Annotated in this window: 15 protein-coding genes and 1 riboswitch; of the genes, 6 read left to right on the top strand and 9 right to left on the bottom strand. The window is 73.3% G+C overall.

The window, feature by feature from the left end:
• Positions 1–923 (bottom strand): methylmalonyl-CoA mutase family protein (locus ACWGIG_RS28160; RefSeq protein ID WP_453324485.1); only part of this gene is annotated, 923 nt, incomplete at its 3' end.
• 157 nt (positions 924–1,080) lie between these two features.
• Between ACWGIG_RS28160 and ACWGIG_RS28155 the strand changes: the two genes are divergently transcribed.
• Positions 1,081–1,683 carry a DUF7691 family protein gene (locus ACWGIG_RS28155; protein WP_453324484.1) on the top strand — a complete coding sequence of 201 codons (603 nt, stop codon included), beginning with the start codon at positions 1,081–1,083 and terminating at the stop codon, positions 1,681–1,683.
• Between the two features lie 141 nt (positions 1,684–1,824).
• Here the strand turns inward: ACWGIG_RS28155 and ACWGIG_RS28150 are convergent, their stop codons facing one another.
• Both ACWGIG_RS28150 and ACWGIG_RS28145 read right to left on the bottom strand, forming a co-directional pair.
• The gene (locus tag ACWGIG_RS28150; protein ID WP_453324483.1) at positions 1,825–2,253 is read right to left on the bottom strand and encodes a VOC family protein; all 429 of its coding nucleotides are present in this window, start codon (positions 2,251–2,253) and stop codon (positions 1,825–1,827) included.
• A 101-nt stretch (positions 2,254–2,354) separates the two neighbouring features.
• Entirely contained in the window at positions 2,355–3,014 is a 660-nt protein-coding gene (locus ACWGIG_RS28145; protein ID WP_453324482.1) for a maleylpyruvate isomerase family mycothiol-dependent enzyme, read from the bottom strand.
• Positions 3,015–3,085: 71 nt separating this feature from the next.
• On the opposite strand from ACWGIG_RS28145, the gene ACWGIG_RS28140 reads away from it, so the two are divergent.
• Positions 3,086–4,015, top strand: coding sequence for a LysR family transcriptional regulator (locus ACWGIG_RS28140; RefSeq protein ID WP_453324481.1), 930 nt, complete (start codon positions 3,086–3,088; stop codon positions 4,013–4,015).
• Here ACWGIG_RS28140 and ACWGIG_RS28135 read toward each other — a convergent pair.
• Positions 4,000–5,103 carry an enoyl-CoA hydratase/isomerase family protein gene (locus tag ACWGIG_RS28135; RefSeq protein WP_453324480.1) on the bottom strand — a complete coding sequence of 368 codons (1,104 nt, stop codon included), beginning with the start codon at positions 5,101–5,103 and terminating at the stop codon, positions 4,000–4,002. The genes ACWGIG_RS28140 and ACWGIG_RS28135 overlap by 16 nt on opposite strands.
• An 85-nt stretch (positions 5,104–5,188) precedes the next feature.
• Positions 5,189–6,748 (bottom strand): MFS transporter, encoded by a 1,560-nt coding sequence (locus ACWGIG_RS28130; protein ID WP_453324479.1) that lies wholly within the window; start codon positions 6,746–6,748, stop codon positions 5,189–5,191.
• A gap of 159 nt (positions 6,749–6,907) precedes the next feature.
• Here ACWGIG_RS28130 and ACWGIG_RS28125 point away from each other — a divergent pair, with 159 nt between their 5' ends.
• A complete protein-coding gene (locus ACWGIG_RS28125; RefSeq protein WP_453324478.1) occupies positions 6,908–7,396 on the top strand; it encodes an N-acetyltransferase family protein in 489 nt (162 codons plus the stop codon).
• Positions 7,397–7,503: 107 nt separating this feature from the next.
• Here the strand turns inward: ACWGIG_RS28125 and ACWGIG_RS28120 are convergent, their stop codons facing one another.
• Both ACWGIG_RS28120 and ACWGIG_RS28115 read right to left on the bottom strand, forming a co-directional pair.
• Complete coding sequence (locus ACWGIG_RS28120; RefSeq protein ID WP_453324477.1) at positions 7,504–7,692, bottom strand: hypothetical protein; 189 nt, start codon at positions 7,690–7,692, stop codon at positions 7,504–7,506.
• Positions 7,693–7,774: 82 nt separating this feature from the next.
• On the bottom strand, positions 7,775–8,176 hold the full coding sequence (locus ACWGIG_RS28115; RefSeq protein ID WP_453324476.1) for a hypothetical protein: 402 nt from the start codon (positions 8,174–8,176) through the stop codon (positions 7,775–7,777).
• Positions 8,177–8,357: 181 nt separating this feature from the next.
• A riboswitch (cobalamin riboswitch) is annotated at positions 8,358–8,592 on the top strand.
• A 180-nt stretch (positions 8,593–8,772) separates the two neighbouring features.
• Here ACWGIG_RS28115 and metE point away from each other — a divergent pair.
• Positions 8,773–11,130 carry a 5-methyltetrahydropteroyltriglutamate--homocysteine S-methyltransferase gene (gene metE, locus ACWGIG_RS28110; protein ID WP_453324475.1) on the top strand — a complete coding sequence of 786 codons (2,358 nt, stop codon included), beginning with the start codon at positions 8,773–8,775 and terminating at the stop codon, positions 11,128–11,130.
• Between the two features lie 207 nt (positions 11,131–11,337).
• Here the strand turns inward: metE and ACWGIG_RS28105 are convergent, their stop codons facing one another.
• Positions 11,338–11,634, bottom strand: a complete 297-nt coding sequence (locus ACWGIG_RS28105) for a hypothetical protein (protein ID WP_453324474.1) — start codon at positions 11,632–11,634, stop codon at positions 11,338–11,340.
• A 125-nt stretch (positions 11,635–11,759) separates the two neighbouring features.
• Here ACWGIG_RS28105 and ACWGIG_RS28100 point away from each other — a divergent pair, with 125 nt between their 5' ends.
• Positions 11,760–11,951 carry a hypothetical protein gene (locus ACWGIG_RS28100; protein ID WP_453324473.1) on the top strand — a complete coding sequence of 64 codons (192 nt, stop codon included), beginning with the start codon at positions 11,760–11,762 and terminating at the stop codon, positions 11,949–11,951.
• Positions 11,952–12,037: 86 nt separating this feature from the next.
• On the opposite strand, the gene ACWGIG_RS28095 is transcribed toward ACWGIG_RS28100, so the two are convergent.
• Complete coding sequence (locus tag ACWGIG_RS28095) at positions 12,038–12,457, bottom strand: CBS domain-containing protein (protein ID WP_453324472.1); 420 nt, start codon at positions 12,455–12,457, stop codon at positions 12,038–12,040.
• A 494-nt stretch (positions 12,458–12,951) separates the two neighbouring features.
• Between ACWGIG_RS28095 and ACWGIG_RS28090 the strand changes: the two genes are divergently transcribed.
• On the top strand, positions 12,952–13,950 hold the full coding sequence (locus ACWGIG_RS28090) for a MerR family transcriptional regulator (protein WP_453324486.1): 999 nt from the start codon (positions 12,952–12,954) through the stop codon (positions 13,948–13,950).
• Positions 13,951–13,974: the final 24 nt, after the last annotated feature.

Below are 13,974 nucleotides of genomic sequence, written 5' to 3'. Positions count from 1 at the left end.
GCCCCGGCCCCTGCCGCACCGCACACCTCGGCGACCCGGGCCCACAGACGGCGCGCCGCACGGAACTTGGCGATGGTGAGGAACTGGTCGGCGGTGGCCGCGTACCGGAAGTCGAGCTGCCCGCAGGCCGCTCCGACGTCGAGACCGGCCTCGGTGAGGGTACGGAGGTAGGCGACGCCGGTCGCGAGGGAGCAGCCCAGCTCCTGCGCGGCGGAGGCCCCGGCCTCGTGGTACGGCAGCGCGTCCACCACCAGGGCGCGCACCCCCGGGTACTGACGGGACGTCAACTCCGCCAGTGCGGCGGCCTGTCCGGCGAGCGCCTGATCGTACGATCCGGTGCGGGCGGCGAGACCCAGCGGGTCCGCGCCCAGATTGCCGCGCGCCTCCTCGGCGGTCACGCCGCGCGTCTCGAAGATGCGGAGCAACTCGCGCGCCGCCGGGTCGAATTCGGCCCCCGCGTCGAGCGCCACCGGTGCGAGGTCGAGGTAGACCCCGTCCAGCGCCCGCTCAAGACCGGACACCGGCAGCCCGGCGCCGCCGACCGCGAGCCACAGCGAGGAGACTCCGTTCTCCAGGTCGGCGAGTACGGCCTCGTTGGCGCGTGCGGGATCGGGCCGCTCGTGCCGCTGCCGTACGTCCCACCCGCCGGCGGCCGTCGTCCCTGCTGCGGAAGAGCCCCGGGTGAACGGGGCGAAACCGGGCAGGCCGGGCGAGTCGTCCTCGTGGGTGTCGTCGGCGGTGTACAGCGGGCGCGTCAGGAGCCCGTCGTCGAGGGAAGTGGAGAGGGCTTCTTCGGCCGCAGTCCCCGAGACGTCTTTACCCGATTTGCGCAGCACGCCTTCCACCAGGCGCTGCCACTGCTCATGGGTCGCATCAGGGAACTCGGCGGCCAGGGAGAGCCCGTCGTCAGGCAGGACCGTCATGCTCAGATGCTAGGGCAGTCCGCCAAAGGTGCAGCAGGGGTAACCGCTGTGACCTTGACCTCTCCTGACCTGCCTTGATCCGTTCGGCCGAATGCCCTACTGGGGAGTAGCTTGAGGGTCGTGGGGCACTGTCGGTGCCGCCCCCTAGTCTTTGATCATGAGCTACTCACTGACTCTCTACCTGGTCGACCCCGGTACGGTCCGGGGCGCCGTCGGCTCCGGGGACGACAAGCTGCGCCGCATGATCGGCGGTCGTTTCAAGGCGCAGATCCGGCACGACGACGACTGGTTCGCGAGCGAGATCGAGCGGGGCGCGCCCACCCGCGCCGACGCGGTGCGCGCGGTACTCGAAGGCGGCCCGTTCGACGCGGAGTTCGCCTTCCAGTACGCCTACGCGTACAAGTTGGTCTGCGAGTTCTACGGCCGCAGCCTCTTCAACAACCACTTCTCGCCGTATCGAGGGGACTGGCTGGAGGAGGTCGACAAGGGGCTGAAGGCCGTGGGGATCGAGGCCGTCGAAATAACGGAGTTCTCCTACGGCTCCCTGCCCGAAGGGCTGCCCAGGCCGGACGACCTGCCCGGTTACGGGGAGTGGAGCGCCGAGGAGTGCCGCACCGCCCTCACCCAGTGGGAGGCGAGCACCCCCGAGCAGCGGGCGGCGCTGGACTCCGAGGTGCTGGCGGCGGTCGAGTCGATCGTGGAGTGGCTCCGGCAGGCCGGGGCGAAGGAGGGCGCAGGGGTGGTCGGCTTCCACCACTGAGGCCGGGCACGTGAGGGCGGCCCTGCGCGTGCGGGCCCGTGGGAGCGGCCCTGTGGGTACGGGACCGCCGGACGGCCCTGTGCGTGCGGACCGCCGGACGGGTCCTGTGCGTGCGGGCCCGCGGGGCGGGCAGAACCGCCCTCAGGCCAGCCGCAGTTGGCCCTCGGGCTGTTCCTCGCCGCGGTCCGTCGGGGAGGACACCAGGGAGAAGGGGTGGCCGGCCGGGTCGGAGTAGCGGCGCACGTCCCGGCTGAGACCGGTGTTGTTCGGGGTCTCCAGGGGGCGGGCGCCCAGACCGATGACCTCGCGCTCCGCCTCGTCCATGTCCTCCTCCGCCACCAGGATGCGCAGGTGCGCCTGCTGGGAGTCGTCGGGGCGCGGCCAGCTCGGCGGTGCGTAGCCGTGGTCGCGCCGGATCGCGAGGTGGACGCCGTCGTGGCCGACGATCTCCACGAAGTCCATGTCCTCGCCCCGGCGGGTCTCCGCGTCGAAGAGCCTGGCGTAGAAGGCGGCCAGTTCGTCCGCCTCCGCGCAGTCCAGTACCAGCACCGTCCGCTTCGCCACCGTCATGTTCCCGTCCCGCCTCTGCTGATCCGCCGTGCGTGATGTCCTGCCCTACGTTCTGCGCGTACCCCGGGCGGGCGGGTCAACGCCGACGCGGCGGCAGGGGCTCATGCCGCGGTGAAGCGTCCGCTCGCCCCGCCGCTCAGCCGTCCCGGCGGGAGCCTCCGCCCGAACAGCACCACCACCAGGTCCTGTGCGGCCCCCGTGACCACGCTCCCGCTGCCGTACGACCAGTCCAGATCGTCGGCCTGCAACCGGACGCCGTCGAGGTCCGCCCCGAAGAACCTGGTGCCCCTGGGACTCGCGGTCCCCAGGACGATGCGCAGCCGGTCCTCGGGGACCCGGCGGTCCAGGCCGAGCGGGATCGTGATGTCCAGGCCGTGCACCAGGTCGTGGCCGAGCGCCGACGCGAAGCCGCCCACCGGGGGCTTCCACGGGTGGTGCGCGTTCTCCCGCAGGGCCGCCGCCATCTCCCGCTCCGACATCCGTGCCGCGTCCCGGTGCGCGACCCGGTCGGTCATCCGGTCCATGCTGCCCCGCGCCGCGACCAGTTCGGCCAGCACCTTGCGCAGCGGGTGGCGGAAGCCGAGCGACATGTGGGCCGCCACCTCCCGCACCCGCCACCCGGCGCACAGCGTGGGCTCCTCCCACCGCTCGGCGGGCAGCCCGTCCAGCAGGTCCGCCAGCTCGCGGCGCTCGGCCGCGATCGCTGCCCTGATCTCTCCGACGCTCTCTCCGGCACCGGTCCCCTGCTTCGTATTCCCCATGGTCACAAGGGTGTTGGAGCCGTCATCAGAAGTCCAAGAAGGGTTCTGTCTCACCACTAGCATCATCGGTTATGGAACTCCGACAGCTCCGGTACTTCGTCACGGTGGTGGAGGAGGCCAACTTCACCCGTGCCGCCGCCCGCCTCCACGTCGCCCAGCCCGGCGTCAGCGCGCAGATCCGCCGGCTGGAGCGGAAGCTCGGGCAGCGGCTCCTGGACCGCACCGGCCGCACCGTCACCCTCACCGAAGCGGGGGAGGCGATCCTGCCGCACGCCCGCGCGGTGCTCGCCGCCGCCGACGCGGTGCACACCGCGGCCGACGCACTCACCGGGCTCCTGCGCGGCCGGGTCAGGGTCGGGTCGCTGCTGGGCGTCCCGGCCGGTGTGTTCGACCTGGCGGGAGCGCTCGCCGACTTCCACGACGCGCACCCGGGAGTCGAGTTCTCCCTCACCGAGGACACATCCGAGCGGCTGCTCGCCGCTCTGCGCCGGGGCGAACTCGACATGGTGCTGGCCTCGGTCGTCGACGAGGAGCCGCCGCCTGGCGTCGACTTCCAGATCCTGCTGGACGAACCGCTGGTGGCAGTCGTGACCCCCGACGACCCCTTGGCCGTGGCGGCTGAAGGTACCGGCATCCCCCTTACGGCCCTGCGTGACCGCCCTCTGATCAGCCTTCCGGCAGGCACCGGAGTGCGCGGCGTGCTCGAACGCAGTTGCACGGAAGCGGGTTTCCGGCCCGTCGTCGCCTTCGAGGCCTCGGCCCCGCAGGTCCTCCTCCAACTGGCCTCGCGAGGCCTCGGCGTCGCGGTGCTGCCGACCGGGTCGGTGTCACCGGCCGCCCCCGACCTGCGCGTACTGGCCCTCGAAGGACCCTGCCCGCGTGCCCGCATCGCCCTCGCCCGCCGGGCGGGCGGGCCCACGGGATCGGCGGCCCGTGCCTTCCTGCGCCACCTCGCCCGCGCGCTGCCGCCGTGGCTGGCGGCGGTTCAGCAGCCCGGCTGATCCTGACCGGGCGCGAACGACAGCTCGCGGCCCTCCCCGCGCGGCGCGAAGAACCGGGCGACGGCCTCGGCGGTCACCTCGCCCGGCGTCGCGGGGGACCACCGCGGGTTGCGGTCCTTGTCGACGATCTGCGCGCGTACCCCCTCGACCAGGTCGCTCTCGTGCAGCGCCGTGCACGACACCCGGTACTCCTGCGTCAACACCCGCTCCAGGGAGCCGAGTCCGCGTGCCCGGCGCACCGCCTCCAGGGTCACCTTCACCGAGGTGGGCGACTTGGCGAGGATCGTCTCGGCGGCCTCCTTCGCCGCCCGCACCCCGCTGCCGGACAGCCGGTCCAGGATCTCCTCGACGCTCGCCGCGGCGTAGCAGCGGTCGATCCACTCGCGGGCGTCCGCGAGTTCACCGCCGGGCGGCTCCGTCGCGTGGCGCCGTACCGCTTCGTCCGCGGACACGACCGCGAGGTCCGCGGTCAGTGCGTCCAGGCGCTCCGACGGTACGAAGTGGTCGGCGAGCCCGCACAGGAGGGCGTCGGCGGCGCCCACCGCCGCCCCGGTCAGTGCGAGGTGGGTGCCGAGTTCGCCGGGGGCGAGTGCGAGGAGGTGGGTGCCGCCGACGTCGGGGACGAAGCCGATGCCGGTTTCCGGCATGGCGACGCGGGAGCGTTCGGTGACGATGCGGACGCCGCCGTGTGCGCTCACTCCGACGCCGCCGCCCATCACGATGCCGTCCATCAGGGCGACGTACGGCTTCGGGAAGCGGGCGATACGGGCGTTGAGCCGGTACTCGTCCCACCAGAACGCCTCGGTCGCCCGGCCGTCACCGTCCCGCGCGTCGTCGTGGATGGCCCGGATGTCGCCGCCCGCGCACAGCCCGCGCCCGCCCGCACCGGAGATCACGACGGTCTCGACGGCCGGATCGGACTCCCAGCGGGCGAGCGCCGCGCCGAGGGTGCGGACCATGGGGTGGGTGAGGGAGTTGAGGGCCTTGGGCCGGTTGAGGACGAGATGCCCGGCGCGGCCCTCGATGCGGACGAGGACGGGGTCGTCGGCGTGTTCGCGGACGGGGTCATCGGCGTGGCGCGCGTGCATGGGTCAGCCCTTCGGGAACGTCGATCAGCCTGTCGATCCACATGATCGACAGGCTAATCGACGGGCTGACGGGCCATCCGTGCCGTCAGTGCTCGTTCTCCGTCGGCCGCAGGTCGCGCGGGACCCACGCCCAGGCCACCGCCGCGGCGCCCAGCGTCAGGACCGCGCCGACCAGGAAGGCCGGGGTGATGGCCGTCGTGTACGCCGCGGAGACGGTGTCCAGGAGGGTGCGTCCCGCGTCGCCGCCGATGCCCTGCGCGACGTGCGCGGCCTCGCCGACCGAGTCCCGTACCGACTGCGCCGTCGGTCCTTCGAGGTCCAGGGCCGGCAGGTTCGTGCGGTACAGGGCGGTGGCCAGGCTGCCGAGGATGGCGACGCCGAGCGCCGCCCCCAGCTCGTAACAGGTCTCCTCGACGGCCGCCGCACCGCCGACCTCGTGGGCCGGGGTGGCTGCCATCAGCGTCACCGAGGCCACCGTGGTCGCGATGCCGACGCCCATGCCGAGGACGGCGAGCGCGGCGGCGACCGCCGGGTAGCCGATGTCGGCGAACTGCTGCACCGTCCACGGCAGGGCGAGACCCACCGTCATGACGACCAGTCCCGAGCCGAGGATGTGCCGGATCTGGAAGCGCTGCATCAGCGAGGGCGTCACCATCGAGGTGAGGACCAGGCCGAGCGAGGCGGGCAGCAGGCGGATGCCCGCCTCAAGAGGCGTGTACCCCTGCCCGTACTGGAACCACTGCGTCACCAGGAAGAGCACCGCACCCATGCCGACCATACCGAGGAAGATCGACACGGCGGCGATGGAGAACGACCGGTTGGTGAACAGACGCACCTGGAGCAGCGGGCTCTCCAGCTTGAGCTGGCGGCGTACGAACACCGTCAGCGAGACCGTGGCCAGGGCGAGCAGCGCCCAGGGCAGCGGGTCGGCGAAGCCGCTCTTGCCGAGCTGCTTGATGCCGCCCGCGAGGGCGAGCATGCCGACGACCGACTGACCCACGCCCCACCAGTCCCAGCGCCCGCTGCGCGGCGAGTGCGACTCGGGCAGGATCCAGGCGCCCAGCGCGATCACCAGGGCGGCGACGGGAAGGTTCAGCAGGAACGCGGACTGCCAGCCGAAGTCCTCCACGAGGAGACCGCCGACCACCGGGCCCAGCGCCATGCCTGCACCGAAGACGGCCGCCCACACGGCGTACGCGAAGGCGCGCTCCTTGGCGTCGCTGAACACGTGCCGCAGGATCGACAGCGTGGACGGCATGATCGCCGCACCACCGACGCCGAGCAGCGCACGGGCCGCGATCACGTGCCACGCGTCGGTGGCGAAGACCGCGAGCAGGGAGGCCAGCGCGAAGATCGCGAATCCGGCCAGCAGCATCCGCTTGCGGCCGATCCGGTCGCCCAGCGCGCCCGCCGTCACCAGCAGGCCCGACAGGATGAGCGCGTAGACGTCGATGATCCACAGCTGCTCGACCGAGCCCGGCTGGAGGTCGGCGACCAGCGAGGGGAACGCCACGTTGAGGATCGTGGTGTCCATCGCGATCAGCAGGAGGCTGCCCGACAGGATCGCGAGGACGGCCCAGCGCCGTGGGTCCAGGTGCGGGGCAGCGGTCCCGGCGTCGGGCCGAGAGGCGGCGGGGGAGGACATGGGACACCCGTTCCGAGACTAGTAAGACTCAACTGAGACATCAGTGTCTCACAGGGATGTCTGGCGTCCCAGTCGAGGAGGAGTGGGACGAGTGCGGGTGCGACGGAGTGCAGAGGAAAAGAACTGGTGGGAAAGGGCCGGAAGCCGCACCCTGTCCGGATGCTGATCAGAGAAGCCACCGCCGACGACTGGGCCGCGATCTGGCCCTTCTTCCACAAGATCACCGCCGCCGGTGACACCTTCACCTTCCCCCTCGACCTCGACGGGGAGACGGGTCGCGGCTGGTGGATGCTGGACGCCCCGGACCGTACGGTCGTCGCCGTCGACGACGCCGGGGAGATCCTCGGCACCGCCAAGATGAACGCCAACCAGCGCGGCAACGGCTCCCACGTCGCCAGCGCCAGCTACATGGTCGACCCCGCCCACGGCGGCCGGGGCGTGGGCCGCGCCCTCGTCGAGCACACCCTCGACTGGGCACGCGCCCGGGGCTTCAGGGCCATGCAGTTCAACGCGGTCGCAGCCAGCAACACCCACGCCGTAAGCCTCTACGAGCGGCTCGGTTTCCGCATTGTCGGCACCGTCCCGGAGGGCTTCCTGCACCCGGAGCAGGGGTACGTCGGACTGCACATCATGCACCGCCCGCTCTGAGCGAACGCCGCACACGGAGTGCCCCGGCCCGCCGCACGCACGGGCCGGGGGCAGCACCGCGAACCCGCGCGGGGCCGGGGGCGCAGCGCCGCCCCCGGCCGGGTGGATCAACCCACGTCGTCGGTACGGGAGACGGCCTCCCCGTCGCCCTCGTGGGTCCGCGTCCCGCGCGGTGCGGCAGGCCGGGCCGTCGGCCGGGCGGCGGGCTTCGCCGTGGGGTCGGCCGCGGGGTCGGCGGTCCGGGTCACCTCGGCGCGGATCATGGCGTTGAGGGCGAGGAACGGGTCGATGGGCATGGCAAAGCCTTCTTTCGTACGGTGATTGCGTCAGGGGAGGAGAGACCTGCGGGCCGCCCGCGCGGTGCGGGCGGGGTCCTCCTCAGCAGCGCAGCACCACACAGCGCACCGGATACGGCACCGGAACCCGGGTGTGCACCCAGCTCCTGGCCGCCGCGCCGACCCGCTCAACAGGCCTGCCGGGAAAGGCGGTTCGTACCGTACGGGCGGGCTGCCGCGCCGGACTGCGGCCGGCGCTCCTGCGCACACTCCCGGCGAGCAACCGCAGTTCGGCGTCCGTGCCGTCCGACATGCCCTCGGACTCGGCGGCCGACAGCGGACGCGCGTCCGGCGCGGCATCGGCGCCGGGCAGCCCCGGCATCATCAGCGCGGCAAGCACGGCGCACACGACGAACACCGCGGCGCTCGCCGCGACGCACCCGGGCAGCACCGCGAACCCGCGGCGCCGGTGCGGCGGTCGGTGGGAGCGGGGCGCGTCAGCCATGGGGCACAGGTGCCCCGGGGGAGGGCCGGGCGCAGCCTGTCGAGCCGGAATTCCCCCCACCGGGGTAGGCCGGTTGGCGGTGAACGCCTCACGGACCGACGGGTGGACGCCGCAGGGACCGGGCCGGACGCGGTACGGACCGGGAGGCGGAGATCACGTGCGCCGCCGCCCCGCGAGGGGCTAGTGTGGCGGGCGCAGCTGGTTCGCTCCGCCCGCCAGGCGGCAGCGTCGCAAGAGGGAACCCGGTGGGAATCCGGGACTGCCCCGCAGCGGTGAGTGGGAACGAAAGCCGTCATACGCACTGGACCGGTACGCACGCGTACCTCGCGGTCCGGGAAGCGGCGGCCGGTAGGTGCCCGGGAGCGATTCCGGGCGTGTCCGCGAGTCCGAAGACCTGCCACTGCCCGTACGCCACCCGTGCGTACGGCGATCTCGGCGGCCTCGTGGGAGGGCCGGTGGGAAGCAGGCGGGTCCTGTGCGTACGGGTCCAGGTGCTCTTGGCGCCCCGGACGCCCGACTCCGCTGTTTCTGCGCCGACCTGGCTCCTCCTCGCGTACGTCGCCCGGGATCCCCCGCGACTCGCGAAGGAGAGTTCCGTGGCAGACCGAACCGCCACCCCCGCAGCCCCCGGTGCCGTCACCCCGCAGCCCGTCCGGGCCACCGTGCACGGCTACCCCCGGCAGGGCCCGCACCGCGAACTGAAGAAGGCCACCGAGGCGTACTGGGCCGGACGCGGCAGCGCCGACGAGCTCCGCGACACCGCCGCCGCCCTGCGCCGCGGCGTCTGGCAGCAACTGGCCGACGCCGGTATCACCGAAGTCCCCGTCGGAGACTTCTCGTTGTACGACCACGTCCTGGACGCCGCCGTCACCCTCGGCGCGATCCCCGAACGGCACCGGAGCGCCTTCGCCGCCGACCCGCTCGACGGCTACTTCGCCATGGCACGCGGCACCGCCGAGGTCGCGCCGCTCGAAATGACCAAGTGGTTCGACACCAACTACCACTACCTGGTGCCGGAGTTGGGGCCCGACACCGTCTTCGCCGCCGACTCGACGCGGCTCGTCGAGCAGTTGCGCGAAGCGCTCGCGCTGGGACTCGCCGAGCCCCGGCCGGTGCTCGTCGGACCGGTCACCTTCCTGCTGCTCGCCAAGCCCGCGCCCGGCGTCGCCGACGGCTTCGAACCGCTCACGCTCGTGGACCGGCTGCTGCCCGTGTACGCGGAGGTGCTCGCCGACCTCCGCGCGGCCGGGGCGAGTTGGGTGCAGCTCGACGAACCCGCCCTCGTACAGGACCGGTCGCCCGCGGTCCTGAGCACCGTCGCCCGCGTCTACCGCGACCTCGGTGCGCTCACCGACCGGCCGCAGCTCCTGCTCGCCTCCTACTTCGACCGGCTCGGTGAGGCGCTTCCTGTGCTCGCCCAGAGCCCGGTGGAAGGGCTGGCGCTGGACTTCACCGGGCCCGCCGCCGCCCACGTCGAAGCGCTCGCCGCCGTCGGCGGGCTGCCCGGCAAGCGGCTCGTCGCAGGCGTCGTCGACGGACGCAACGTGTGGATCAACGACCTCGCCGGTTCGCTCACCACCCTCGCCACCCTCCTCGGCCTCGCCGACCGGGTCGACGTCGCCCCGTCCTGCTCCCTGCTGCACGTCCCGCTCGACGCGGCAGCCGAACCCGACGTGGACCCCGAGATCGCCCGCTGGCTGGCGTTCGCCCGGCAGAAGACCGACGAGGTCGTCACCCTGGCCCGCGCCCTGCGCGAGGGCACCGCCGCCATCGCACCCCAACTCGGCGCCAACCGGGACGCCTTGGCCTCCCGGGAAGCCTCCGCCCTGACCCGCGACCCGGCGGTGCGCGCCCGCACCGCGGCCGTCACCGCCACCGACGCCCGCCGCGACCTCCCGTACCCCGAGAGGGCCGTCCTCCAGCAGGCCGCACTCGGACTGCCGCAGTTGCCGACGACCACCATCGGCTCCTTCCCGCAGACCCGCGAACTGCGCACGGCGCGCGCCCGGTTGAGGTCCGGACGGATCGACGGGGCCGCGTACGACGAGCGGATCGCCGCCGAGATCCGCGAGGTGATCTCCTTCCAGGAGAAGGCCGGCCTCGACGTGCTCGTGCACGGCGAGCCCGAACGCAACGACATGGTCCAGTACTTCGCCGAACAGCTGACGGGCTACCTCGCCACCCGGCACGGCTGGGTCCAGTCCTACGGCACCCGCTACGTCCGGCCGCCGATCCTGGCGGGCGACGTGTCCCGGCCCGCGCCGATGACCGTGGCGTGGACCTCGTACGCCCAGTCGCTGACCGAGAAGCCCGTCAAGGGCATGCTCACCGGGCCCGTCACCATGCTCGCCTGGTCGTTCGTGCGGGACGACCAGCCGCTCGGCGACACCGCCCGGCAGGTCGCGCTCGCCCTGCGCGACGAGGTCAACGACCTTGAGGCGGCGGGCAGTTCGGTCATCCAGGTGGACGAACCCGCACTGCGCGAGACGCTGCCGCTGCGGGCCGCGGACCGGGCGGCGTACCTGGAATGGGCCACCGAGTCGTTCCGGCTCACCACCTCCGGGGTGCGGGCGGCAACCCAGATCCACACCCACATGTGCTACGCCGAGTTCGGTGAGATCATCGCCGCCATCGACGACCTCGACGCCGACGTGATCAGCCTGGAGGCGGCCCGCTCCCACATGCAGATCGCCGACGAACTCGCCCGGGTCGGCTACCCGCGCGAGGTCGGCCCCGGCGTGTACGACATCCACTCGCCGCGCGTCCCGGCCGAGCGGGAGGTCTCGGACCTGGTCGACCGCGCGCTGCGCGCCGTACCGTCGCAGCGGCTGTGGATCAACCCCGACTGCGGTCTGAAGACCCGCGGCTGGGACGAGGTGCGCCCGGCGCTGGAGCGCATGACGGCGGCGGCACGACGGGCACGGGCGGAACTCCCGGCAGAGACCGCCCGGTGACGGCCGCCGGGCGCCGCAGCGTGGCGGACACCGGGCGCTGCTCCGTGGCGGTCACCGGGCGCTGACGGGTTCGCCGACAGGCCCGTGGGTCGCCCTCCCCGCCGGGGGCGGCCCACGGGCGTCACGGGTGGCACAGGTGTCACGGGTGGCACTTGTGTCAGAGACCGTCCGACGGGTCCCTGGCAGAGACCGTCCGACGGGTCCGGGTCAGAGGTCGTCCGACGGATCCAGATCCAGCTCGTCCGCGTACTCGTCGCCGATCTCGTCCCCGGCCGGCTGCGGCGCATCCGGTTCCTCCTCGGCGAGCAGCTGATCGAGGGACTCGCCGCGCCGAGCCTCGTCCGCCGTCGTCCCGAAGGACTCGGCGGGCGACCAGTGGTCCGGGGGATCGATGCCGGCGTCGAGGGGGTCGTAGTCGAGGTTGTCGGTGATCAGCGTGTCCTGGGCGTCCAGGACGCCGTCGTCCTCGGGCAGGTCGCCGGTGTCGTCGGTCATGTCGCTCATGACCACACGCTGCCCCACGCGGAAGGCGTACGCATCCCGGAGGTGCGGACCGCGCGGCAGGGCACAAGAATGCGTGACAAGCCGGACATGCGCTGGACGTGTCCGCGGACTCCCCAGGAGGCGGCATGAGTGTGCAGGGACCGGATCCGTCCGAAGTGACCCCCGACAGTCGGCTGCACAGCGGCGGCAGCGACGACGCGACCCCCGAGGACCTGGTGCTCGCCTCGGGCCGCGACCTCACGCCGGGGAACCTGGAATGGGCGCGCAAGCGGCTGGAGAAGGAAGGGCGCGCGGCGATCGAGTCGACGCTGCCCTGACCCGCGCGCCCCGTACGCACCACATGGCTGTGCCCCGCCTCCCGCGCGGGGCACAGCCATGTGTCGCCCGTGGGCGTGCCGAGGGCTCAGCGACCCGCGTACACGGCGCTGACGAACGTCACCAGCTGATCGGCGGGCAGCGCCCGGGCCAGGTCCGCCTCGGTGACCATGCCGACCGGTGCGCCGTTGTCCAGCACCAGCAGGCGGCGGATGCGGGCGTCGCTCATCACGCGCACGGCCTCGTCGGAGTCGGCGCTCACGTCGACCGACAGGGGCGTGCCCTCGGCCAGATCGCCCGCGGTGGCCTTCGACGGGTCGTGACCTGCGGCAATGCACTTCACCACGATGTCGCGGTCGGTGACGATGCCGGCCAGGGCGCCGTCACTTCCCGTGACCGGCAGGGCGCCGATGTGGTGCTCCCGCATCAGCTGGGCGGCCCGGTCGAGGGTCTCGGTCGCAGGAATGGAGCGGACGTCGGGGGTCATCAGGTCACGGACGGTGGTCATGGGGTCCTCCGGATTCGACGGATGCGGCCACCGCCATGCTGTCCGCGCCCCGCCCGCTCGGCGACCGCAAGCCGTCGTACGGGTGACCGGCGCAGGCTTGCCACGCGGACGACTGCCGCTGCGCCCTGCGCACGGTCGAGGGGATGTTGTCCGACCGGACGGCGGCCTGGGGAACAGCCGCCCGGTCGGGGTGCCGGTGCCGTCCGGCCCGGGATGCCGGGAAGGGCCGGGCGGTCGGCTCTCGGGGCCTCACGGACGGCCGATCGTCCGTCCGTGACGCTCCTTCGCGACCGGGCGCGGGCTTGCATGCGCTCACTGCGCCCGCCGAGCCGGCGCTGCCTCCACAACGCCGGCAGTGGAGGCAGCGTGAGGGCGGAACCCGGTCGCTGTCCTACCCGAATCAGCTTTCCGGCAGTTGGGCAAACCCGGCAACTCGCGTCGGTCGTGCGTCGTATTGTCGGTCCATGGACGGCAATGCGCCCGGCGACAGGGACATGCCCGGCACCGGAAGTGCGCCCGGCACCGGTGACCACCGCACACAGGCCGCGGCTGCCGGGCTGACCACCGGGGCCGTGGCCCGCCGACTGGGAGTCGCGCCGACCACCCTGCGCTCCTGGGACCGCCGTTACGGCATCGGGCCCGCCGTCCGCGGCGACGGCCGGCACCGCCGCTGGGCCGCCGTCGACGTGGCCCTCCTGGAGCGCATGTGCGGCCTGACCGCGCGCGGCGTTCCCCCGGCCGAGGCGGCCAGGCTGGCCCGCTCGCACTCCGGCGGTACGGCATCGGAGCAGCTGCCCCCGCACGCCCCGCCGTCCCCGGTGCCCGCCCCACGAGCCCCGGACGCCGAGGTTCCGACCCGTACCGTACGAGGCCTGCGCAACGCCGCCGTACGGCTCGACTCCCCCCTGCTCGACCGCCTGCTGCACACCACCGTCCACGAACACGGCCTCGTCGGCGCCTGGCACGGGGCGATGGCCCCGGCGCTGCGCGCCATCGGCCGTACCTGGGCCTCGTCCGGAGACAGCGCGGGCGAGAAGTACGTGGAGGCCGAGCACCTGCTCTCCTGGCACATCTCCACCGCCCTGCGCCGCGGTGCCCCCGCCAAGGATCCAGGAGACGACGCACAGCCCGTACTGCTGGCGTGCGCGCCGGGGGAGCTGCACACCCTCGCCCTGGAGGCGCTGGCCGCCGCCCTGTCCGAACGGGGGCTGCCGGTGCGGATGTTCGGCGCCGCCGTGCCCCGCAGCGCCCTCTCCGAGGCGGTGCGCCGCACCGGCCCGCGCGCCGTCGTGCTGTGGTCCCAGACCCGCCCCACCGCCGACCCGTCCCTCCTCGTCCTGGTCCGTTCCACGGTCGGCGGCATCCGCGGTGCCCGCACCCGGCCGGTCGTGCTCGCCGCGGGCCCCGGCTGGGCACGTACGGCCCCGGCCGCGGGCGTCTGCCGACCGCACAGCCTGGCCGGGGCCCTGGAAATGGTCGAAGCGGCACGGTAGGCGCAGGGCGCCCCGCCCGCACAC

The organism is Streptomyces sp. NPDC054863 (assembly GCF_053610825.1).
The sequence above is the reverse complement of the archived record's forward strand: the minus strand, read 5'-3'. Positions and strand labels throughout refer to the sequence as shown.